24 protein-coding genes are annotated in these 21,971 nt (G+C 65.8%); 12 read left to right on the top strand and 12 right to left on the bottom strand.

Going from position 1 to position 21,971, the window contains the following annotated elements:
• Positions 1 to 879: 879 nt before the first annotated feature.
• Together B3446_RS27585 and B3446_RS27580 are read left to right on the top strand one after the other, a co-directional pair.
• Complete coding sequence (locus tag B3446_RS27585; protein WP_291387300.1) at positions 880 to 1,314, top strand: cupin domain-containing protein; 435 nt, start codon at positions 880 to 882, stop codon at positions 1,312 to 1,314.
• Positions 1,315 to 1,456: 142 nt separating this feature from the next.
• Positions 1,457 to 2,458 carry a LysR family transcriptional regulator gene (locus B3446_RS27580; RefSeq protein WP_291387298.1) on the top strand — a complete coding sequence of 334 codons (1,002 nt, stop codon included), beginning with the start codon at positions 1,457 to 1,459 and terminating at the stop codon, positions 2,456 to 2,458.
• 11 nt (positions 2,459 to 2,469) lie between these two features.
• On the opposite strand, the gene B3446_RS27575 is transcribed toward B3446_RS27580, so the two are convergent.
• Genes B3446_RS27575 through B3446_RS27565 form a run of 3 tightly spaced genes read right to left on the bottom strand, consistent with a single transcriptional unit; the run spans position 2,470 to position 4,229 of the window.
• Positions 2,470 to 2,964, bottom strand: coding sequence for an Ohr family peroxiredoxin (locus tag B3446_RS27575; RefSeq protein WP_175124209.1), 495 nt, complete (start codon positions 2,962 to 2,964; stop codon positions 2,470 to 2,472).
• A 20-nt stretch (positions 2,965 to 2,984) separates the two neighbouring features.
• Complete coding sequence (locus B3446_RS27570; protein WP_291387296.1) at positions 2,985 to 3,740, bottom strand: SDR family oxidoreductase; 756 nt, start codon at positions 3,738 to 3,740, stop codon at positions 2,985 to 2,987.
• A 9-nt stretch (positions 3,741 to 3,749) separates the two neighbouring features.
• The gene (locus B3446_RS27565) at positions 3,750 to 4,229 is read right to left on the bottom strand and encodes a carboxymuconolactone decarboxylase family protein (protein ID WP_056563450.1); all 480 of its coding nucleotides are present in this window, start codon (positions 4,227 to 4,229) and stop codon (positions 3,750 to 3,752) included.
• A 204-nt stretch (positions 4,230 to 4,433) separates the two neighbouring features.
• Here B3446_RS27565 and B3446_RS27560 point away from each other — a divergent pair, with 204 nt between their 5' ends.
• A complete protein-coding gene (locus B3446_RS27560) occupies positions 4,434 to 5,321 on the top strand; it encodes a LysR family transcriptional regulator (protein ID WP_291387294.1) in 888 nt (295 codons plus the stop codon).
• A 12-nt stretch (positions 5,322 to 5,333) separates the two neighbouring features.
• On the opposite strand, the gene B3446_RS27555 is transcribed toward B3446_RS27560, so the two are convergent.
• Positions 5,334 to 6,002: a FadR/GntR family transcriptional regulator gene (locus B3446_RS27555; protein ID WP_191579284.1), complete on the bottom strand. Its 669-nt coding sequence runs from the start codon at positions 6,000 to 6,002 to the stop codon at positions 5,334 to 5,336.
• 197 nt (positions 6,003 to 6,199) lie between these two features.
• Here B3446_RS27555 and B3446_RS27550 point away from each other — a divergent pair, with 197 nt between their 5' ends.
• Together B3446_RS27550 and B3446_RS27545 are read left to right on the top strand one after the other, a co-directional pair.
• Positions 6,200 to 7,069: a fumarylacetoacetate hydrolase family protein gene (locus B3446_RS27550; RefSeq protein WP_291387268.1), complete on the top strand. Its 870-nt coding sequence runs from the start codon at positions 6,200 to 6,202 to the stop codon at positions 7,067 to 7,069.
• A gap of 67 nt (positions 7,070 to 7,136) precedes the next feature.
• Positions 7,137 to 8,120: a tripartite tricarboxylate transporter substrate binding protein gene (locus B3446_RS27545; RefSeq protein WP_291387266.1), complete on the top strand. Its 984-nt coding sequence runs from the start codon at positions 7,137 to 7,139 to the stop codon at positions 8,118 to 8,120.
• 52 nt (positions 8,121 to 8,172) lie between these two features.
• Here the strand turns inward: B3446_RS27545 and B3446_RS27540 are convergent, their stop codons facing one another.
• The 5 genes from B3446_RS27540 to B3446_RS27520 are packed head-to-tail and all read right to left on the bottom strand — an operon-like array spanning position 8,173 to position 13,197.
• The gene (locus B3446_RS27540) at positions 8,173 to 9,678 is read right to left on the bottom strand and encodes a class I adenylate-forming enzyme family protein (protein ID WP_291387264.1); all 1,506 of its coding nucleotides are present in this window, start codon (positions 9,676 to 9,678) and stop codon (positions 8,173 to 8,175) included.
• Between the two features lie 43 nt (positions 9,679 to 9,721).
• Positions 9,722 to 10,456 carry a CoA-transferase subunit beta gene (locus B3446_RS27535; protein WP_291387262.1) on the bottom strand — a complete coding sequence of 245 codons (735 nt, stop codon included), beginning with the start codon at positions 10,454 to 10,456 and terminating at the stop codon, positions 9,722 to 9,724.
• Complete coding sequence (locus tag B3446_RS27530) at positions 10,449 to 11,282, bottom strand: CoA transferase subunit A (protein WP_291387260.1); 834 nt, start codon at positions 11,280 to 11,282, stop codon at positions 10,449 to 10,451. Before B3446_RS27530 ends, B3446_RS27535 begins: the two co-directional genes overlap by 8 nt.
• 29 nt (positions 11,283 to 11,311) lie before the next feature.
• A complete protein-coding gene (locus tag B3446_RS27525) occupies positions 11,312 to 12,031 on the bottom strand; it encodes an enoyl-CoA hydratase/isomerase family protein (RefSeq protein WP_291387259.1) in 720 nt (239 codons plus the stop codon).
• On the bottom strand, positions 12,028 to 13,197 hold the full coding sequence (locus B3446_RS27520; RefSeq protein ID WP_291387257.1) for a CaiB/BaiF CoA transferase family protein: 1,170 nt from the start codon (positions 13,195 to 13,197) through the stop codon (positions 12,028 to 12,030). Before B3446_RS27520 ends, B3446_RS27525 begins: the two co-directional genes overlap by 4 nt.
• 312 nt (positions 13,198 to 13,509) lie before the next feature.
• Here B3446_RS27520 and B3446_RS27515 point away from each other — a divergent pair, with 312 nt between their 5' ends.
• Positions 13,510 to 14,478: a Bug family tripartite tricarboxylate transporter substrate binding protein gene (locus B3446_RS27515; RefSeq protein ID WP_291387255.1), complete on the top strand. Its 969-nt coding sequence runs from the start codon at positions 13,510 to 13,512 to the stop codon at positions 14,476 to 14,478.
• On the top strand, positions 14,475 to 16,124 hold the full coding sequence (locus B3446_RS27510) for an FAD/NAD(P)-binding protein (RefSeq protein WP_291387252.1): 1,650 nt from the start codon (positions 14,475 to 14,477) through the stop codon (positions 16,122 to 16,124). The genes B3446_RS27515 and B3446_RS27510 overlap by 4 nt, the downstream gene beginning before the upstream one ends.
• Here B3446_RS27510 and B3446_RS27505 read toward each other — a convergent pair.
• Entirely contained in the window at positions 16,033 to 16,797 is a 765-nt protein-coding gene (locus tag B3446_RS27505; RefSeq protein ID WP_291387250.1) for an IclR family transcriptional regulator, read from the bottom strand. The genes B3446_RS27510 and B3446_RS27505 overlap by 92 nt on opposite strands.
• Positions 16,798 to 16,879: 82 nt before the next feature.
• Positions 16,880 to 17,494, bottom strand: a complete 615-nt coding sequence (locus tag B3446_RS27500) for a cysteine dioxygenase (protein WP_291387248.1) — start codon at positions 17,492 to 17,494, stop codon at positions 16,880 to 16,882.
• 167 nt (positions 17,495 to 17,661) lie between these two features.
• Between B3446_RS27500 and B3446_RS27495 the strand changes: the two genes are divergently transcribed.
• From B3446_RS27495 to B3446_RS27485, 3 genes are all read left to right on the top strand, one after another.
• Positions 17,662 to 18,450 carry an SIR2 family NAD-dependent protein deacylase gene (locus tag B3446_RS27495; protein ID WP_291387246.1) on the top strand — a complete coding sequence of 263 codons (789 nt, stop codon included), beginning with the start codon at positions 17,662 to 17,664 and terminating at the stop codon, positions 18,448 to 18,450.
• A 98-nt stretch (positions 18,451 to 18,548) separates the two neighbouring features.
• On the top strand, positions 18,549 to 19,151 hold the full coding sequence (locus B3446_RS27490) for a helix-turn-helix domain-containing protein (protein WP_191579297.1): 603 nt from the start codon (positions 18,549 to 18,551) through the stop codon (positions 19,149 to 19,151).
• Positions 19,152 to 19,247: 96 nt separating this feature from the next.
• Positions 19,248 to 19,496: a hypothetical protein gene (locus tag B3446_RS27485; RefSeq protein WP_175124227.1), complete on the top strand. Its 249-nt coding sequence runs from the start codon at positions 19,248 to 19,250 to the stop codon at positions 19,494 to 19,496.
• Positions 19,497 to 19,531: 35 nt separating this feature from the next.
• Here B3446_RS27485 and B3446_RS27480 read toward each other — a convergent pair whose 3' ends face one another.
• Positions 19,532 to 20,416, bottom strand: coding sequence for a LysR family transcriptional regulator (locus B3446_RS27480; protein WP_291387241.1), 885 nt, complete (start codon positions 20,414 to 20,416; stop codon positions 19,532 to 19,534).
• 128 nt (positions 20,417 to 20,544) lie between these two features.
• On the opposite strand from B3446_RS27480, the gene B3446_RS27475 reads away from it, so the two are divergent.
• Together B3446_RS27475 and B3446_RS27470 are read left to right on the top strand one after the other, a co-directional pair.
• On the top strand, positions 20,545 to 21,141 hold the full coding sequence (locus B3446_RS27475; RefSeq protein WP_291387239.1) for a short chain dehydrogenase: 597 nt from the start codon (positions 20,545 to 20,547) through the stop codon (positions 21,139 to 21,141).
• A 376-nt stretch (positions 21,142 to 21,517) separates the two neighbouring features.
• On the top strand, positions 21,518 to 21,739 hold the full coding sequence (locus B3446_RS27470; RefSeq protein ID WP_175124230.1) for a DUF3079 domain-containing protein: 222 nt from the start codon (positions 21,518 to 21,520) through the stop codon (positions 21,737 to 21,739).
• Positions 21,740 to 21,971: the final 232 nt, after the last annotated feature.

The raw sequence follows: 21,971 nt of genomic DNA, 5'->3' as shown, positions 1-21,971 counted from the left end.
AGAATCTCGTCCGCCTTCGGCTCCCTTCGGTTTCCGTCGGGCGCATCTAAACGCCCCGCCCACCCCAGGCCCACGCCACACCGGGCTCGACTTGCTTGAGCTTTACGGGCGCTGGGACGGCTTGAGTTCTTGAGGTTCTTGCACACACTTGAGGGGAAGAGAAGCGTCTTGCGGGGCCCGCCCCCGGGCGGCCGCGCGGGCGGCCTTCGTGGGCTTACGCTGCGTCTTGCGTCGAAGCGATGACGCTTCGCGCGTAGCTGCTTCTGCGTCAGGCGTCAGACACCGGCAACGGCAGACGTTCTCTCCTAACTCGAGCCACGCGTCCCCAATCGCCACTTGAACTCCAGTGCCCGATGGGCGGCGCGCGTACAGGTCGGCAGGTTGTGGCTGGCCGTCGACGCGCGCCGCCCATCACCGCCCCTCCCCCGTGACGACGGCCCATCAGCACCCCCACCACCACCAGCGCGCAAGCGCACACCGTCACGACGCCCCACCAACCCAATGCCGGGTTGCCGCCGTCCGGGCGGCAGCAACCCGGCGGCGCCGCAGATCTCCTGCCCTAACCACAGGTCTTGTAGCGCCCCAAACCAAAGACCCTCGTAGCACGGCGTCGTGGTCACCGGGGAGGCGAGCGCCGTCGATGCGCCCNNGTCCGGAGCGAAGGCTCCGGACCGCAATCGTGGGCGATCGCCTCCCCGGTGACCACGGCGTCGGGCGACCTACGGAAGCCACTGCGTCGGGCGACCCGCTGCGCCCTAAACCTCGGCCGACCTACAAACGTTGGTGCATACCAGGCAACACCGTGATCCCCTGAACGGACCTACCGCCCCGCCCCCCACGCTCCTACGATAAGACCCATCACCCCACCAAGGACAAACCATGTCAAAGCTCACGAAATTCGTCTTGCCCTTCATCGCAACAGCGACGTTGCTCAGCCAGCCCACCCAAGCCGCCTCCCATCACGCCCAGACCACGCCCAAGCCAACCGACCCCGTCGTCACCGAAGTAATGACAAAGGCCCTGCCCGACATCCCCGGCAAGGAAGCCCTGATGCTCGTCGTCGACTACCCGCCCGGCGGCGCCGACCCCGTCCACCGCCACGACGCCTCCGCCTTCGTCTACGTCCTGGAAGGCACGATCGTCATGCAGGTCAAGGGCGGCAAGGAAGTCACGCTCAAGCCCGGCCAGACTTTCTACGAAGGCCCCGACGACATCCACACCGTCGGCCGCAACGCCAGCCAGACCGAGCCGGCCAAGTTCGTGGTCGTCCTCATCAAGAAGCAAGGCGCGCCCGCTCTGACACCAGTCAAATAGGGACGCCGGGCGGACCCCGCCCTTCAGAACGCCAGCAGGCCTTCCCAAAGCGGAAGGCCTTCTTTTTTTTGCGCCCGATGTCACAAGATTGCGGCGCGCGCCGTCTTAGCTGTAGGATCAACCCACTTGCGGCGCCGCCACCATGTCGACACCCTACCTTCCCTCCTCGGACACTCCTTCGAACGGACCGGATTCCCTGGCCGACAGCTTTGCCACCAGCTATGCCGGTGTCATGGCTTTCATTGCCGTCGCCGCCGAGGGCAACTTCGCCAAGGCGGGCGACCGGCTCGGCATCGGCCGGTCGGCCGTCAGCCGCAGCGTCCAGAAGCTCGAAGACCAGCTTGGCACCCGCCTCTTCGTGCGCACCACGCGCAGCACCTCGCTCACGCCCGAGGGCCAGCGTTTTTACGAACAATGCCACCCCGGCGTCGAGCGCATCATCCAGGCCCTGGACGACATGCGCGATCTGCGCGAAGGCCCGCCGTCGGGCCAGCTTCGGGTGTGCGCCACCGTGGGTTTCGGCCGCAAGGTCGTTGCTCCGCTGCTCATGGGGTTTCGTGAGGCCAATCCCGGCATCTCGGTCGAGCTGCTGCTGGATGACGGCCCCACCGACTTCACCACGGACCGGGTCGACGTGTCCTTCCGCAACGGCCGCATGGAAGACAGTCAGGTGATCGCCAAAAAGATCATCCCGATGCAGATGATGCTGTGCGCCTCGCCCGCCTATGCCGCCACGCACGGCCTGCCCGCCAGCGTCGACGACATCGCCGACCATGCCTGCGTGAACTTCAAGCTGGCGTCGGGCCGGGTGTTCGAGTGGGAATTCAAGGTGGCCGGCCAGCTGCGCAAGGTAGCGCCGCCGGGCATGCTGACGTTCAACGATGCCGACCTGGTGCTGCAATCGGTGCTGGATGGTCACGGCATTGCGCAGATGGCCGCTTATCAGGTCTGCGACCACCTGCGCGCAGGCACGCTGGTCGCCTGCCTGCCGCAATATGCGCCCGAGGACCGCGGCCATTACCTGTGTTTCCTGAGCCGTCAACACTTGCCGGCGCGCATGCGCGTGTTCATCGATTACATGACCGAACACATCCGCGCGATGGACTTGCAGATATTGGACAGCCTGCTGGCGAAGCAGGCGTGAAGCAAGTCGCGCTACTGCGTCAGCGCGACCACGCTTTCAATGCCGCCCTGCGCCATCTTGGAATACGGACAGAGGCGTTCCGTATTGCGCACCAGTTCTTCGGCAAGGGCCTTCTCCAGGCCGGGCAGGTGGATGTTGACGTCGGCGGTCAGCGCAAACAAGCCATCGACCGGATCTCGTCCGAACGAAATGGTGGCCGTGACCGAGGCTTCGGGAATCGACAGGCCCGACCGCTCGGCCAGCATGCTCAACGCGCCGTGGAAACACGCCGCATAACCGGCGGCAAACAGCTGTTCGGGGTTGGTGCCCCCGCCCGTGCCGCCCAGTTCCACCGGCAGCCGCAATTCCACGATCAGTTCGCCATCATCCGAGATGGCGATGCCGGAGGCGCGCCCATGCGCGGCCTCCCCGCCGCGCACCGTCACGCTGGTGGTGTACAGGGGACGGAAGTCGCCGCCCCGGTACTTGTCCAGGAGGCTTTGGGGAGGAGGCCGCAGTTTGCTCATGTGGGTCCTTGTGCCCGCCGCTACTTTCTTGCGCCCGAACGGCTGAACCAGATTTCGAAGTCGATCTTGCCCAGGCGCGGGCTGGATCCTGGCACCAGCGTGTCGTCGTCGAGCAGCGCGCCAAAGTAGCGCACGCCGGCGTCCGCCTGCACGGTGCGAGTGTCCCCGATTCTACCCATGTAGCGTTGCGCCAGCTCCGACAGTCTGACCTTTTCAGGACCGGCGATTTCCACGATGCCGTTCACGGGCGCGCCCAGCGTGGCGTCGGCCATGGCCAGCGCCACGTCGTCGGACGCGATGGGCTGCACGTAGGCGGACGACAGCCGCACTTCCTCGCCCTGCGTGCCGGACTGCACGATGCCGCCCAGGAACTCGAAGAACTGGGTGCTATGGACAATGGTGTACGGAATGCCCGCCGCCTCGATCAGGTCTTCCTGCGCGATCTTGCCGCGGAAGTAACCGCTTTCGGCCAGGCGGCGTGTGCCGACGACCGACAGCGCGACGTGATGGCGCACGCCGGCGCGCTTCTCGGCGGCCAGCAGGTTGCGGCCCGAGGTCTGGAAGAATTCCAGCACGGCCTTGTCTTCGAAGGACGGCGAGTTGGCGACGTCGACCACGACGTCAACGCCGGCCAGGGCCGCATCCAGGCCTTCGCCCGTGATGGTGTTTACGCCGGTGGCGGGCGAGGCGGCGATGGCCTCATGACCGCGTTCCGTAAGCAGCTTGACGAGCTTGGAGCCGATCAGGCCCGTGCCGCCGATGACGAGGATTTTCATGATCGTTCCTTAGTTGAATTGGGCCTTGTCCAGCCCGTATGCCTTGTCGGCGGAGCCCGGCACCGTCTGGAAGCCCACGTTCAGGCGGTTCCAGCCGTTGATGGCCATGATGGCAAAGCTAAGGTCCGAGATTTCCTTTTCGGACAGTTCACCGCGCACGCGCTCGTACACCTCGGTCGGCACGCCGTGCACGCCCAGCGTGGTCAGCGCTTCGGTCCAGGCCAGGCATGCACGTTCGCGCGCCGAGAACTGGTTCGATTCGCGCCAGATGGCGACGTGATGCAGGCGCAGTTCGCGTTCGCCGGCAATCTTGGCCTGCTTGATGTGCATGTCCAGGCAGAAGGCGCAGCCGTTGATCTGCGAGGCGCGAATGTCGACCAGGGTCAGGATGGACTCCTCGATCGCGCCGGCCTTGGCCAGCATGCTGAATTCGACAAATTTCTTGAACAGTTCGGGCGACTGGGCAAAGGCGTTGAGACGTTGGCTCATGGTGACTCCTGGGTGGGTTGGGCGCTGCGCCGATGGGGTTATCGGGTTCTGCGCTGGCTTGTTCGACGCCCAAATCGTAGGCCGGCGCGCAGCGCGGCAGTAGCCCCGGCGCAGGGACCACGATGTTGCCGCAATGACAACAATCGCCCCGCGCGATCACGCCGAAAATACCTTCGAAATCAAGGCTCGCGCCCGGAAACCATCATGAACAGAAACGACATTTCGATGCAGGACATCCACTACTTCGTGGAAGTCGCCAAGCGCGGCAAGCTGTCCGCCACCGCCGCCGAACTCGGCCTCCCAGTGGCCACGCTGTCTCGGCGCCTGACGCAGCTTGAGCAGACGCTGGGGTACAAACTGCTGAACCGCACCACCCGCAGCGTCAGTCTGACGGCGATCGGCCAGCAGTATTTCGACCAGTGCGCGGTGCACGTCGAAGCCGCCCTGTCCGCGCACGAAAGCATTCATTCCAGCCTGAACCATCTGGCCGGCACCCTGCGCGTGTCGGTGATGCCGGGTTTGACAATGATCCTGCCGGCGGTGCTGAAGGAACTGCGCGAGACCTATCCGCAGATCTCCTTCGAGGTGGAGCTAGGCTCGGCAGGCGCCGCCCGCAGCGGTCATCCCTTCGACCTGATGCTGCGCACGGGAGCGCTCGAGGATTCCGCGCTGATCCAGAAACACGTCGCGCAGGTGCAATGGATTCTCGTGGCGGCGCGCAGTTATCTGGACCGCTTCGGGCGCCCCACCTGCCCGGAAGACCTGGGCCTGCACGAGCGCATCGTCACGGGCGGGCTGCCGGACTGGACGCTGGGCGAAGGCGAAAGCCTGTTGAATGTTCGCGGACCGACCCACATCGGCACCAACAGCGCGGCGCTGGGCGTGCAGTTGGCCACCGCCGGGCTGGGGATCGCCTGGATGCCCAGCCATCAGGCGCTGTCGCAAACGCTGCGGGAACTCGCGCTGGAACAGATCCTGCCCGATTGGAAACTGCCGCCGGCCACCATCTACGCCCTATCCGACAACCGCGTGACGCCGGCGCGGGCCAAGGTGTTTCTGGATACGCTGCAACGGCATCTGGGCGTGAACTAGGCCCGGCCTCCATTACCCCAGCAGATTCTCCCTGACGTGCACCAGATGCCGCCGCACGGCCGCCATGGCGCGGTCCGCGTCGCGGTCGTGCAGCGCCTCGACGATCTCGCGGTGCTCGACCTGATACGCCGCGCGCCGCTCGGGCGTCAGGCTTTTGCGCTTGAGTGCGCCCCACGTCGCCTGCGAGCGCGCCGCGGTCATCAGTGCAAACACCTTTTCGATGAAGAGGTTGTGCGTGGCCGTGGCCATCAGCTCGTGCAGTTTCGCGTCCCACACTTCGAACTCTTCAAAGCTGGCCGCGGCCTCCGCTTCATCACAGGCGTTCTGCATCGCGGCGAAGTCCGCCGGCGTGCCGTGCTGCACGACCAGCGCCGCAATGGCCGGCTCCAGCACCAGCCGCGCGGCCATCAGTTCGGCCGGACTGGTGGACAGCACCTCGCCGCGCAGCAGCGCCTCGGTCTGCGCCAAGGCGGAAGGCGGGTTGGCGTAGGTGCCGCTGCCCACGCGCTGCGAAATCAGGCCCTCTTCCTTCAATTGCGTCAGCGTTCGGCGCACGGTTGACCGGCTGATGCCGAATTGCTCGCTCAACGCGCGTTCGGTCGGCAGGCGGTGGCCCGGCGCCCATTCGCCCGACTGCAGGTTTTTGATGATGACCGCTCGCAAGGCGGAGGCTTTGTCCATGGATGTCCCCGGCTGATGACGCCGCGAATGATACCAAAACAGACCAATAAAATCTTTCGCCACCGTGAAGAAACGGATTCGCCTAGGAGAAATTTTGGTTTATCCTGCCCAACACCAGCAATTGGGCCTAATCATCCACTAATTGGTATTTTTTGGTATGTCATCACGGGCGGCCCCGGGCCGCCGTAGGAGCAAGCATGAAAATCGCGGTATTTCGAGTCAACGGCGAGCGGCGCGTGGGCGTGGTGTCGGAAGATGGCGGCACGGTCACCGCGCTGGACTTCCCTCCGCAACTTGCAGCAGCCGGCGCGCTGACGGCGGTGCAATGGCTGGCCGAGGGCCGCGCCCTACCCGCGCAAACGGGTCCGGCCTATCGCTGGGATCAGGTCGAGCACGAAGCGCCCCTGCCCGCGCAGCCGCGCAACCTGTTCTGCGTGGGCCGCAACTACCACGCTCATGCCAAGGAACTGCGCGATTCCGTGTTCAAGGACAACGACGCCAATCCGGAATCCTGGCCCATCGTTTTCACCAAGGTACCGCAGACCGTCGTCGGCCCCTGGTCCGACGTCACGCTGCCCACGGGCATCTCCGACAAGATCGACTACGAGGCCGAACTGGCCGTGGTCATCGGCAAGGGCGGCCGCAATATTTCGCGCGCCGAAGCCATGAGCCACGTCATCGCCTACACCGTCGTCAATGACGTCACCGCGCGCGACGTGCAGATGCGCCACCAGCAGTGGGACCTGGGCAAGTCGTTCGACACCTTCTGCCCTATGGGTCCGTGGCTGGTCACCGCTGACGAACTGGACGGCCGCCAGACGCGTGTGCGCTGCTGGGTGAATGGCGAACTGCGCCAGGACGGCAATACGGAAGACCTGATCTTCGACATCCCCACGCTGATCGAGACCTGCTCGCGCGGCATCACCCTGTACCCCGGCGACGTCATCGCCACCGGCACGCCCGCCGGCGTGGGCCAGGGCCTGAACCCGCCGCAGTTCCTCAAGAACGGAGACGTCGTCCGGATCGAAATCGACGGCATCGGACGCATCGAGAACCGGTTCGTCTGACGCCCGCGTAAACGAGCGCCGGTCACAAGAAACCGGCGCCGCGCAGCAAAAACCTAAGGAGTGAGACATGAACCTGCGCTGCAAGCATGTAGCCAGACGGGCGGCCGCGGCCGCCTTGCTATGCCTCGGCGCCAACGCCGCGATGGCCGCCGGGTATCCCGAGCGGCCCGTCACGATGGTGGTGCCCTTCCCGCCCGGCGGCGTCGCGGACACCATCGCCCGGCCGCTCGCGCAGGCCCTGGGCGACAAGCTGGGTCAGCCCATCGTGATCGAAAACAAGGGCGGCGCGGGCGGCGCCATCGGCATTGGCCAGGCGGGCCGCGCCAAGCCCGACGGCTACACGCTGCTCTTGAGCCTGTCGTCGATCTCCATCCTGCCCGCCGCAGACCGCCTGCTGGAACGCAAGCCGGCCTATCAGCTCGACCAGTTCGTGCCGATCGCCCGCATCACGGCCGATCCGACAGTGCTGGTCGTGCGCGCGGATGCGCCATACAAGACACTGGACGAGTTCATCGACGCCGCAAAAAAACAGGGCGGCAAGCTGAGCTACGGCAGTTCGGGCATCTACGGCACGATGCACGTGCCGATGGAAATGCTGCAGAACGCCGCGGGCATCAAGATGATGCACGTGCCGTTCACGGGCGCAGGTCCCGCGGTGCAGGCGCTGGTAGGCGGCCAGGTCGACGCGCTGGCAACCGGTCCGTCCAGCGTCATGCAGCTGATCCAGGCTGGTCGCGTGCGACCGCTGGCGCATTGGGGCGACGGCAAGCTGGACAGCCTGCCCGACGTGCCGTCGCTGACGTCCAAGGGCTACGACGCCAGCTTCGTGCAGTGGTCCGGCGTATTCGCGCTGGCCGGCACCCCGCCCGCCGTCATCGACAAGCTGCGCCAGGCCGTCAAGCAGATCGCGGACGACCCGGCGGTGCAGGCGCGCATTGCGGGCACCGGCAGCCCGGTGCAGTACCTGGACGCGCCGGCGTTCGACGACTACTGGAAAAAGGATTCGGCCTCGTTGGAAGTGGCCGTCAAGCGGATCGGCAAGGTCGAATGACTGACGCTTGAGCCATGCACACGCAAGGGGGGCATCGCGCCCCCTTTCGCGTTTACTGCACAGCCTCCCGCGCCGCCGCCTGACGCGCCAGCGCCTTGCGGTCCACCTTACCCACCGCATTCTCGGGCAGCCGGTCGATCCAGCAGACGTCGCGCGGCACATAGATCCGGCCCAGCCGCGCCAGCACCTCGGCCTGTATCGCCGCCGCGTCGGGCGCGGCTTCGCCAACGCGCTGCACGAAGATCACCGGCGTCTCGCCCAGGTCGTCGTCGGGCGCCCCCACCACGCAGCAGGCCGCGACGCCCGGCAACCCGGTGACCACGCCTTCGATCAGCGCGGGCGAGATGTTCTCGCCGCCCCGGATAATCACGTCCTTGATTCGCCCGGTGATGGTCAGGTAGCCCTGCGCGTCGAAGCGGCCCAGGTCGCCGGTGCGAAGCAGCCGGGGCGCGCCCGTGTCCGCGCTCTCCACGCCCAGATAGCCCAGCATCAGGCTGTCGCCCGCGATGCAGATCTCACCTTCCGCGCCCGCCGGCGCCACGCTGCCATCGGGCAAACGCAGGGTTACGTCCTGTCCTTGGAGCACCGTCCCCACCGATCCCACGCGCCGCGCATCGGGCGGATTCATCGTGGACGTGCAGGTGGCCTCGGATAGCCCATAGGACACGACGAGCGGACACCCAAGAAAGGCTTCGATCCGGCGATGCAAGGCCTCGGTGATGGGCGCCGAACCGCAGCGCGCGAAACGCAGCCCGGCGAGGCTGTCCGGATCGAACGTCAGCTCCAGCATGCGCGCATACATCGTCGGCACGCCGGTGATGATCGTGGGCCTGAAAGCGTCCAGCAGGCCGGGCATGTCCTGCGCGCGGAACCGGCCGGCCAGCGCCACACTGGCGCCGGCCAACAGCGGCGTGAAGATCTGGTTGTTCAGCGCGTTGGTGTGATGCAGCGGCATGACGTGCAGCAGGCGATCCGAAGGCGTCAGCCCCGTGTGCGCCAGCACGCCGCGCGCGTTGTTCACCAGGCCTTGATGGGAAAGCAGCACGCCTTTCGGATTGCCCGTGCTGCCCGACGTGAAAAGCAGCAGCCCCGGCGCCTGCGGCGCAATGTCCGCGCCCGCCCAGTCCGGGGTATTCGACGCCACATTCGACGCCACCTTCGCGGCATCCAGCACGCGCGCTTCCGGCAGGCCGCAGGCCCTGGCCGTGGCGGCGTTCTCGTCATCCGCCAGCATCCACGTCAAGCCCACCGCCGCCACGCGCCGCGCGGTTTCCTCGACCGACAGCCGCGGCTCCAGCGGACACGGACAAGCGCCCGCCGCCATGACGCCCACTAGGGACACCACCTGCGCCAGCGAGCGCTCCATCGCCACGCCGACGTAATCACCCGGCGCGACGCCGGCGGCCCGCAGGCCACCCGCCGCCTGTCCCACGCGGCGGCGCAGGTCCGCGTAGCTGACCGTTTCCTCGGCGGTCACCAGCGCAGAGCGCGCCGCCCATTCCGGCTGGTCCCACAAGCGCGCAAACGCCGCCACAACCGTGGCATCGGCAATCGTCATGATTACTCCCCCTGTACCGGGCTCGTTGATGCGTGGCGCGCCATCAGCGCAGTGCGACGGCGGCGTCGCGTTCGAACTGTCCGTCGGCATCCAGCTCGCGCAACGCGCGGGCTTCCTGCTCGGTCGGCGGTTCGGTCGGGCCCGCGCCGCTGGCGTCGAACTCGAAACCCGTGCGTTCGCGCACTTCAGACAGGCTGGACTCCGGATGCCACGACTGCAGGGCCAGCCGGCCGTCGCGCTTGATGAACACCGCAATCGGCGTCACCACGCCGTGAAAACCGCCCCACGACGTTATGAAGTCCAGCTTGGACACGAACGTGCGGCGCGAATGCTCGGTGCGCCAGGTGCAGGCGCGCCTGGCTGTCGGCAGCATCACCGCCCCGCCGCCCCCGCCGGGAAGCCGGACCTTGGGTTCGTGCCAGTCGCCGATGCACGAGTTGTTGGCGCAGCCCGCGCCGTCGATCTGCGCGGCGCCCAGGAAAGTCAGGTCCATGCGGCCGCGCGTGCAGAGGTCATAAAAATCTTCGTTGGAAAAGATCGACGCGGTGTGTTCGGCCAGCACCGGATCCGAGCTGGACAACGGAATATGCGACGGCCGCGGATTCACGCCGCCCGCCACGTTGATGTACACGAAGTCCCAGTCGTAGGCGCGCTTGGCGAGCAGGCACGCCAGCATGGGCATGGTGGAGTTCACGCCGCTGAAGGTGATTTCATCTGGACGGATGAAGCGCGCCAGATTGGTGACGATGTACGAAAAGCCCGACCATTGCTCAGCCATGATGTCCCTCCCGCGCTTCGGGCGCCGCGGCCAAATGCGCGCGCAGATCGCTGTTCTTGTCCATGTAGGTTTCCACCGCCGGATAGTCGATGGCGTATTCGGGCCAGCACGACCCCGGCCACGCGCCCTGCGGCAGGACCGCGAAGGCTTGCACCATGAAATACGGCACCAGTGTGGACTCGGGCTGCGCCTCGAACACGGCGCTGTCCACCAGCTTTTCGGCGACGACCAGCACGCTGCCCGCGGCGCGCGACATGATGCGGTCCCAGTGCGCCGTGCCCTGCACGCGCACGTTGCCCAGCGCATCCACTTCGGATGCCTGGATCACGGCGAAGTCCGGCTTTATCGCGGGCACGACCCAGGTCTTCTCGCCGCTGCCGTACGGATCGTCCAGGCATTTCCACCCGTTCAGTTCGGGCAGACCGCTGCCATGCAGACCGCCGCAGGGCTGGAACGGCACGCCAAAGGCGGCCGCGCGCAGCCCCGCCGTCAGGCTGGCGCACGCGTGTTCCTCAAGTTCTATCTCGTGGCGCTCCACCGCACGCCGATACCAGGGCGCCAGCCCGAAGTTACCTTCCATCGCGACGATGCCCGCGCGCACGCGGCGCAACACGCCCGCGCGGCACAGGATGTCCACGTCGTAGCCCGGCGACTGCTTGATGAGTTCGAGATCGCGCTTTTCCTGGCGGATCAGTTCGCGCACGAAGGCGAACGGTCCGCGATGCAGAAAGCTGCCGCCCAGCGCGATGGATGCCCCATTCGGCACCAGCGCCGCCAGTTCCTGCAAGCTGCACTGCTTGTTCTTCTGATTGAATCCTGAAGCCATTGTCTTCCTCCCTGCTCGATGGGGCGCGCCTAGCGCGCCTGCAGATATGCCGCCACGCGGTCCTTCAGGCCGGGCGCCGCCGCCGAACGCACCAGCCGCGCCATGTCGGTGTCCGGCGTCTCTTGCGACAGGGCCGCGTAGAGCTGCGAGCGGCTCGCGTCGGTCAGCGCACTCGCCGTTTCCAGCGCCGCCTCGCCGATCTGCGGCCATTCCTGCGGGGTGGCCAATCGGCTGACGAAGCCATCGCGCAACGCATCTTCAGCGTTGAAGGTGGCGGCCTGTTCAAGAATCGTGCGCGCGCGCTCCGCGCCCACCAGCGACGCGAAACGCCGCGTGCCCAGCACCAGGCCAAACTTCAAACCGGGCATGCGGAACGTCGCGTCCGGTGCGCTGATGCGCCATTTGCACGCGCCAAACACATCCACGCCCGCACCGAAGTTGCGCCCATGCGCCAGCGCCACCGTCAGGCACGGCGAGGCCGCCAGCCGCTGCAGCAGCGTCTCGATCCGCACGAAGCGCAGCAGCAGATCGCCTTCGCTCTGCGTCTGCCAATCGCCAAAGTCAAAGCCCGCGCTGAAGTTCTTGCCCTCGCCTTGCAACACGATGACCTGGGCACGTGCGCCCTCGGCCTCGTCCAGCGCGGTGATCAGCGCCTCGACCAGATCGGCCGACAGCGCATTCATCTTTTCGGGGCGCGCCAGCGTCAGCACGTGGCGCGGCCCTTGCCGGTCGATACGCAGAACGCTCATGGCTTGCCTCCCTTGCCAGCGTCGCGCAGCGGTCCCAGCACCGCGTCGTTGTGCTCGCCCAGCGCGGGCGGCCGGCGGCGCAGCGCCGTGGTCTCGCCGTCGAACCGAACGGGCAAACCAAACGTGCGGGTCTGCACGCCATTGGGCAGCTCCAGCGCCTGCACCCAGCCCATGTGCTCGACCTGCGGATCGGCCAGCACCTCCGAATACGTGTTGATCGGCGCGCACGGTACGCCGGCCGCGCGAAAGCGTGCCAGCCAGTCCTGTGCTTCGTGCTCAGCAAAGATCGCTTCCAGAATGTCGCGCAGCGCCGTCTGATTGCGAGCGCGGGCGCTGGTGTCGGTAAAGCGCGGATCGGCCAGCAGGTCCTCGCGCCCGACCGTCGCGCACACGGCCTTCCACAACGCCTGGTTGCCCGCGGCCATGCCGAAATAGCCGTTCTTGCAGCGGAACGCCTGATACGGCGCATTGCGTGGATGGGCCGATCCCAGCTTGACCGGATCCTTGCCGCTGCCGAAGAACTCGGACGTCTGCAACGCGGCGATGCCCAGCGTGGCGCCCAGCATCGGCACGTCGATGTGCGTGCCCTGCCCGCTGGCTTGTGCCGCGCGCAGCGCCGATGCGATGGCGAACGCGCCGTACAGCCCTGCGGAAAAGTCCGCCAGCGGCACGCCGCATTTGACCGGTTCGCCGCCGGGCTCGCCGGTGACGCTCATGATGCCGCTCATGGCCTGGATGGTCAGGTCAAAGCCGCCTTCCTGCGCGCGCGGTCCGGACTGGCCATACGCCGAGATGGAGCAGTACACCAGCCGGGGATTGGCCTCGCGCAGTTGCACGTAGCCCAGGCCCAACCGCTCCATCACGCCCGGCCGGTTGTTTTCGATGAGCACGTCGGCGCGCAACGCCAATTCACGCGCCAAGGCCAGATCGCCGGGGTCCTTCAGGTTCAACGTCACCGACCGCTTGTTGCGGTTGAGCGAGGCGAAGTTCTCGCTGTAGCCGTCCGAGATGGGCGGCCAGCTGCGCAGCGTATCGCCGCCTTCCGGGTTCTCCACCTTGATCACGTCCGCGCCCATGTCCGCCAACAACATGCCGCAAAAGGGTCCCGCCGCGACGTTGCAAATCTCCAGCACCGTAATGCCGGCTAGCGCCGAACTGGGTGTCATGTCTGACCTCTCGTTATGAAAATTCAATATTTGGGATTCTGAAAACAGTATAAGACGCGACCTTCAACGATGGCATCATCCAGACGCGCCGCCTGGGAAAGCCGCGGGTGTCCGGGCGAATCCTAGTGCAATCCCTAGGTGCCGCGGTTAATTGTTGACCAGCATAGCACCGTGTGGAATTCTAGGTAAACCATTTATTGAAACGTCAATCCTAATATTTAGGATTTATAAAAGAGGACTGCAGCGGCCCTGGCGCCCCGCAATCGCGAACCGCCTCCGTCGCATGCTGGCCCATCCACCGAGGAGACTTGCATGAGACTGTTGTGGCGTATTGCCCTGGCCAGCACGGTGCTGGCGCTGTCGGCCAACCCCGCATCGGCCGACAACTGGCCGACCAAACCCGTCCGCATGGTGGTGCCGTTTCCGCCGGGCGGCGCAACCGATGCGGCCGCGCGCATCTATGCGCAGCATCTGGGAGACTTCCTGGGACAGAGCGTGGTCGTCGAGAACAAGGCCGGCGCGGGCGGCGAGATCGGCGCCGAATTTGTCGCCAAGTCCGCAGGCGACGGCTACACCCTGCTGATGGGCGCAGTCGGCAGCCATGCCATCCACGCCGCCATGCCCGACAAGCCGGGCTACGACTTCGGCACGGCATTCGTTGGCGTGTCCATGGCCACCAGCATGCCGATGGCGGTGGCCGTGAACAGCAGCAAGATTCCAGCCAAGAACGTGCAGGAGCTCATCGCGCTGGCTAAGAGCAAACCCGGGACGATCACCTTTGGGTCTGCCGGACCCGGCACCTCGCAACACATGGCCGGCGAGCTCTTCCAGGCGGTCACCGGCACGCGGCTCATGCACGTGCCTTACCGCGGCAGCGGTCCCGCCATTACGGATCTTCTGGGCGGCCAGATCGACATGGTGATCGAAACGCTGCCCGCGCTGCTGCCGCAGGTCGCCAGCGGCAAGATCCGGCTGCTGGGGGTCACAACGGCCAAGCGCGCCACCGCGTTGCCCGACCTGCCGACGTTGGCGGAACAGGGGGTGAAGGATTATTCGGTTGCCACCACGTATGCCCTGCTCGCGCCGGCGGGCACACCGCCCGCGGTGGTGGACAAGCTGTCGGACGGCATGCAAAAGGCCGCGGCGATGCAATCCGTGCAGCAGGCCGCGCTGAAGCTGGGCGCCGACGCCATCGCCACCTCGCCCGCCGACACCAGCCGGATGCTCAAGCAGGAAGTCGCGCGCTGGGCCGACGTGGTGCGTCTGTCGGCGGCGAAATGACGCGCGCCACGACATTGGCCCAGCCGGCCACATCCGACCTTGCCATCGTCGGCGGCGGCTCGGTTGGCGTCAGCTTCCTGTATCAGTTCCTGTTGGCGCAGCAGGCCGCGCCGGGCGTGCGCCCGCCCACCATCCATCTTTTCGAACCGCAGGCCGACCCCGGCCCGGGCGGCGCATACCAGGACGATTTGCGCAGCAACCTGCTCAACATTCCGGCAGGCAACATGTCCGCGCGCGCCGATCATCGGCTGGACTTCGTCGATTGGCTACGCGAACAGGATGCGGACTGGCTGCACGGCTACGGCGTCACGGCCATCGACCCTGCCGACTTCCTGCCGCGTCCGCTGTTCGGCGCCTACATGCGCGCGATTTACGAGCGCTGCCGCCGGCTGGCCGAAACGCTGGGCGTGAGGCTGACGCATGTGCCTGTTCGCGTGCACCGCGTGGTCCCGCAGGCTGACGGCCGTGTGCACGTCCTGTCCGATCATGGCGTGCCGATCGTGGCGGGGCACGTCGTGCTGTGCAATGGCAACCTGCCTTCGCAGGCGTTTCCCGCTTTAGAGCATGTGGCGGGTTACTTCAACAGCCCGTATCCGGTGTCGGCGCTGGCGCAAGCCATCGCGCCCGATGCGTCCGTGTGCGTCGTCGGCACCAGCCTGAGCGCCGTGGACGCCGTGGCCGCATTGCAGCAGGCCGGACACCACGGACCCATTCTGTGCGTCTCGCGCAACGGGCGGCTGCCATCGGTGCGCAGTCCGCACAACCGCGCGCCCGACGCGCTGCAACAGCTGAGCGCCGACGGCGCGCTCCAACTGGCGGCTCGGCACGGCGGCGCGCTGACGCTGGACGTCGTCTGGCAGGCGCTGCGGGACGAGGTGATGGCGTTGCACGGCTCGCTGGACGACGACGATGTGTTGGGCATCGACGGCGACGCACGTGCCGCTTTGGATGATAAAATCCGCCGGTCAGCCACGGCGCCGCGTCCGTGGCAGGCGGTGGCCGCCGCCACCAATGGGGCGGTGGACCGGATCTGGCATCTGCTGCCGGACACCGAACGGCGCCGCTTCCAGTCGAGTTGGCGTTCGCTATGGATGGCTCGGCGCGCGACCTTCCCGATGCGCAACGCCCTGAAGTTGCAGGCATTGTTCGGCGCCAAGCAGCTCCACGTTGCCGCGGGCTTTGCCGGCTGCGATCTCGATCCGGCCACTGGCCTGTTCCGCACACGGCTGCGCACGGCAGGTGCGCACGTCGAACACACAAGCCAGTATCTGATCAATGCCACGAGTTTCTCCGTGGACGCGCAGCGCACGGCCGACCCGCTGGTCTCCCAATTGCTGCGCGACGGCCACGCGCAGGCCGATCCGCATGGCGGACTGGCGCTGGACTACGGCACCGGCTGCCTGAAGAACGCCGGTGGCCACATCGTGGCGGGCGTCTCGGTGCTGGGCAGCCTGGCAGGCGGCACGTACTTCTGGACCACGTCCATGGACGTGAATGCCCGGCTGGCGCGCGATCAGGCCGAACGGATCGCGGCCACCCTGCGCGCCACGCCCGCTACTGATCCAGAAATCCCCGCCGATAGCCCATCCCCTGAGAGATGGACTGCGCACAGGCCGCCACATCCGGCGCAAGCTGCTTCATCCTAGCGGCGCTCAGACGGTCCAGCGGCCCGGAGATGCCGACCGCGGCCACGGGCTGGTCCAGGCTGTTGAACACGGTCACGGCCAGCCCGCCCACCCCTTCACGCCATTCGCCGCGATTGATCGCGTAGCCGGCGCGCGCGATCTTGCGCAGTTCGTCTTTCAGGAGCGGCATGGACACGATGGTGGACGGCGTGTGCCGCACCATCTGCTCCGCGTAGCGTTCGACGTAGCCTTCGGCCTGGTAGGCCAAAAGCGCCTTGCCGGTCGCCACCGCGTAGGCGGGCGCGCGGCCGCCCACCATGGAGTACGCGCGAATGGGCTGCGGGCTGTCGATCTTGTCCACGTACACCACGTCAAAGCCGTCCAGCACCGACAGGTGCACGGTCTCGCCGGTCTGGTCCGCCAGCGTGCGCATGTAGGGCGCGGCCAGCTTGCGCACGTCCAGTTGCGCCAACTGCCTCGCCGCCAATTCAAACAGGCGCACGGCCCCGCGGTAACCGCCGCCGTCGTCGTCCTTGATGACGTAGCCGGCGTGAATCAGCGTCTGCAGGGTGCGATGCGTATTGCTGCGGGTCAGGCCCACGCGCGCGGCCAGCGCGTCGATGGTGCGCGGCGGATTGTCCACATCGGTCACCGCTTCCAGCACCATCAGCCCTTTAAGCAGCGTCTTGTCCATTCGTGATTTTTCCTAATATTTAGGACGGGAACATAGCACGAGACACGCTGCGGGAACAGCGGATTTGCCGCAATGCCCCACGCTATGCCAACGTGGCGCGGACAGCGGCAGACCGGTCCCACAGATTGGGCAGAGTGGGCGACGAATAGCCAGAGACGAACGGCTTGGCTACGCCGGTGACCGGGTCGTACACATGGCGCGACACGGCGCCGATGTTGCCGCCGTACAGATGCACGCTGATCGAGACGCGGTCGGGATACGCGTTGGACACTCGGTGGATGTCGCCCTCGGCCGGCGACAGGCGTTCCACATCGCCGGGCCGCAGGGTCGTGGGCTCGCCCGCCATGGCCAAACGCCCGTCAACGTCCCGCGTGAACCGCTGATTGATCTCCGAGCCGCGCAGCATGCCGACATAGCCCCAGACCTCGTGATCGTGCACGGGCGTCAACTGGCCGGGGCCCCATACAAAGCTCACCAGCGAGAAGCGCTCCAGCGGATCGCAGTGCAGCAGGTACTGCTGATAGAACTGCGGGTGCGGGGCGGTACAGGCTTCGGGCAGCCAATCGTCGTGGCTCACCAGATCCGAGAACGCTGCCTCAAGTTCGGGGCTCTGGTCCAGCGCCTGCGGCGTGGCCAACCGCGTCGCGGTGGCGATAAAGCGGCGCAGCCGTTCCGGGCCGGGGGTCGATTCAGGCATTGCACGTCTCCAGGCGGGATCAAATCCCAGAATGAAAAAAGAGTATCCACGATTCAGGACGGCGACGCACGCATCTGCCGCTTCCGGCTCGGCCGAACCTCGCGCAACCACGCTTGACATCCCGGTGGCGGCGCGTGCAGCGTATCGAACTGTCTGCAAGGTTGGAAATGAAAAACACGCATCACGATATTCCGCCCCCGCTGGCGCAAGCGCTGCGCGACGCGCGCCGCGTCGTCGTCTTCACGGGCGCAGGGGTCTCCGCGGAAAGCGGCATCGCCACGTTCCGCGATGCCTTGACCGGGCTCTGGTCGCGCTTTGACGCACAGGCGCTGGCCACACCCGAAGCCTTTCAAGCGCAGCCCGACATCGTCTGGGGCTGGTACGAATGGCGGCGCGCGCAGGTCTTGCGCGCTTCGCCCAACGCCGCACACCACGCCATCGCGACGCTCGCCCGCCATGTTCCCGTGCTGACCGTCATCACGCAGAACGTGGACGACCTGCACGAGCGCGCGGGTAGCCGCGACGTCACGCATCTGCACGGCAGCCTGCATGCGCCGCGCTGTTCGCGCTGCGGCGCCGCCCAGTCCTTTGCCACGGAAGCACCGGAAGAACCCGATGCCGGCCGCCGCATCCCGCCGCCTGCCTGCACGGCTTGCGGCGCCCCGGTGCGGCCGGGCGTCGTCTGGTTCGGGGAAAGCCTGCCCGCGCAGGCCTGGCGCGACGCTACCCTAGCCGTGCAACAGTGCGACCTGCTGTTCAGCATCGGCACCTCGTCGCTCGTGTACCCCGCCGCAGAACTGCCTCAGTTGGCTATCGCAGGCGGCGCGACGGTCGTGCAGGTCAACCCGGCCGCGACGCCCCTGGACGCCCTGGCGCACCATAACCTGCGCGGCGCAGCCGCCGAAATGATGCCCAAGGTGCTTGCCGCCGCGAGGTTTGGTGAGGATCCTTCGTAACCCGATCACACGTCTATGACACTTGCGCCACACTCGCGGGGAAACCCTCACTTTCACCATTACAACCGCGCTATACAGTGGTGTAATGAGCTTCGCTTGTGGAGATGATCATTCCGTTTTCCTGGAGACTTCCTGACGTCTTCGTACGTTCGCCGGACGGTGTGCTGCACCGTGTGGTGCGTCACGCCACGACCACGGAAACCATCGCTCTGCTCGAAGGTATGCCCAGCAATACCCATCTGGATTGCGAATGCAAGCTAGATAACGGCGAAACGCTGTGCTGGGTGGGCAACGACGAATACCGCCAATTGAATGGCGGCGCCGTCTTTCTCGCCGTCACGGCGCACACCACACCTCGAGGCGAGTCGCGGCACAGCGTCTCCGCCCCGAGCGATGAAAAGCCGGCAACCGCGCCGCGTGCCTCTCGCAAGACATTTGCCGGGGCTCAAGCGCGCGTGCCGCCCGCTGTAGTCAATCTAAAAACCGGCAACGATTGGAGCCTGATCCGCGCCTGGCGCGAGCATCTGAATATCAGCACTGCTGACATGGCTGCCCGGCTTGGCATCGATCACTCCATCTATATTGATTTGGAACGGCCGCGCCCGCGGCCCCGGCAGGTCATCCTTGACCGCGTGTCCGAGGCCCTGGGCGTTTCGCCGGAACAACTCGATGATTCATTGTTAGGCGGACAGTTTCATTAGCGCTGCGCGCGAAGGCACTGCCCCGCGCCCGCGCCATGAATTGTTCAAACGACTTTGGCGCCGACACCTGACGGCCCGCGCATGGAGGTATTGAATATGCTCGGCACCGCAAGACGATTGACCGACGTGCTCGCCACATCGCCGGATGGCACGTTGTATCGCATTGAACGCTTCGTTTCCGATCCTGGCGCGTATTCCGCGCTGGGCACGCCACGCTTCGATCCAAAGACGCACTGCGTCTGCCGCACCAGTTCCGGTGAAAAGGTTGCGTGGCTGGGCGGCCAGACCTACCAGTTGCTCAAGAGCGGCACATCCCTGACCGCAGTGGACCGACGACGCGCCTGACAGCCGCCGCCAACGCTCTCCACGACAGCCCGCCACTACCGCCCGAAACGCGTCACGACAAAATCCACGAATGTCGTGAGTTTCGGCGGAGCCTGGCGGTCCTTCGCATACAGCAGCGTGATGGGCCGGGCCACCGGCCAGTAAGGCTGCAGGATAGGCACCAGGCGGCCGGCGCGCACGTCGTCGGCCAGCAGCAGTTCCGGCTGCAGCACGATGCCAAAGCCCGCCAGCGCGGCCTGCCGGAGCGCCTGCCCGTTGTTCGACACGAACCGCCCCGTCGGATATCCCATTTCTCCGCCCTCGTCCGTGCCAAGCCGCCAGCCGGTGCGCCGGCTCCAATGCGAGAAATCCAGGCACTGATGCCGCGACAGATCGCCCGGCACGGCCGGGGTGCCGTACCGCGCCAGATACGCGGGCGCCGCGCAGATGATCATCTGGTAAAGGCCGATGCGGCGCGCCACCAGGCCGGAATCCGCGGGCTCGCCGATGCGCAGCGCCACATCGAAACGCGACGCCACGACGTCTTCCACCGTGTCGCTCAGCGACAGCTCCACGCTGACGTCCGGATAGATCGACAGGTATTCGGCGATTGCCGGCGCCAGCGCAAATGATCCGAACGATACGGACGAGGTGATGCGCAGATGCCCACGGGGCGCGGAACGCAGCGCCTCGGCCCCCTGCTCTGCGTCGCGGATATCGGCAAGGATTGTCTTGCAGCGCGCGAAGTAAGCCTGGCCTGCTTCGGTCAGACTCTGGCGCCGCGTCGTGCGGTTCATCAGCCGCAACCCGAGCCGGTCTTCCAGGCCCCTGACATGCTTGGCCGCCATGGCCGGCGACATATCCAGCTGCGCTGCCGCGGCAGACAGGCTGCCCAGTTCCACCACCGCCACAAAGACTTCCATGCTGAGCAGGCGATCCATGGTTTACGCACTCCGAGTGTTGACTGATACAACAATTCTAGGATTTTTCGGACGGAATGCGGCGCGCAGAATGCGTTCATGCGTTGGCGTCCTGCCGGCGCGCATTATCGGCATTCCCGGAGAACCTCATGAAGATCATCCTCATCGGCGCAAGCGGCACCCTCGGAAGCGCGATCGCCCGCGAGCTGGGCCAGCGGCACGACATCATCACGGTGGGCAAGACCCGCGGCCAATATCAGGTCGACGTGACCCGCACCGACAGCATTCGCGACCTGTTTGAACGCGTGGGCAAGGTCGACGCGATTGTTTCCGCTACCGGCAGCCTGCATTTTGGACCGCTTGCCGAGATGACGGCGGATCAGTTCAAGATCGGCCTGCATGACAAGCTGTTGGGCCAGGTCGACCTGGCGCTCATCGGCCAGCACTACGTCAACGCGGGCGGCTCGATCACGCTGACCAGCGGCATCCTGAGCGATGAACCCATCCGCTTCGGCGCCAATGCCGCCGCCGTGAACAGCGCCATCGACGGTTTCGTGCGCGGTGCGGCGGTAGAACTGCAAGGCGTCCGTATCAACGCAGTCAGCCCCACGGTCCTGGAAGAATCGCTGGACAACTATGGGCCGTACTTCCAGGGTTTCGAAGCCGCGCCGGCCAGCCGTGTCGCGCTGGCCTACAGCCGCAGCGTCGAAGGCGCGCAGACGGGGCGGGTATATCGCGTATGGTGATGGCGGGCTTTGCTGCAGGCAAGCATGCGCAAAATTTGCGGCAAAATTTGCGGTAAAATCGGCGGCGAAAAAAAACGGCTTGATGAATTCATCAAGCCGCTTTTCGCGTACGCATTGCTGCGTCTTTCTGGTTGAAACCATGCTGTGAAGCATGACCTCGAATAAGTTGGCGCGCCCGGCAGGATTCNNATCCAGCTGAGCTACGGGCGCCCCGAAAGAGGCGTGTTTATAACACGAAAGAATCGTGCCATGCAAATCGGCCCCGTTTAAATGGCGCATTGGCACAGACAGCGCCCCGGCCTTTGCGAGATGTCAATGAAACACACGGCCAGGCAGCAGTACGCTGAGTTCAACAAGAACACATCAGGCAGACAGCATGGCCAAGAAATTTCCCCTGCACCCCAAGCATCCCGAACGCATCTGCTGGGGTTGCGACCGATACTGCTCCACCGATTCCATGGCCTGCGGCAACGGCTCGGGCCGCACCATGCACCCGGCGGAATCGCTCGGCGAAGATTGGTATCTATTCGGAGATTGGGGTTTCGATGAAGCGGACGACAAGCCGCAATCGAAAGAAAAGGAAGAGGCTGCGCATTGAAGCGATGGGCCTGTATTTGATGCATCGATGTGATGCGCATTTATTTGATGCGCATTTATTTGATGCCCATCGATGTGATGCCCATCGATGTGATGCCCACCGATGTACGCCCACCAATTTGACGCACAAAACAAAAAGGCCTTCGATTCAAGATCAAAGGCCTTTCCATTTTCTTTGCCGCTTTTTCATCGCGGTGTTTAGACCGTGAAGTTTGGCGCGCCCGGCAGGATTC

The sequence above is a fragment of the Achromobacter sp. UBA5777 genome, assembly GCF_002418565.1.
GTDB lineage: Bacteria > Pseudomonadota > Gammaproteobacteria > Burkholderiales > Burkholderiaceae_B > Achromobacter > Achromobacter animicus.
This window is presented reverse-complemented; position numbering and strand designations above follow the sequence as displayed.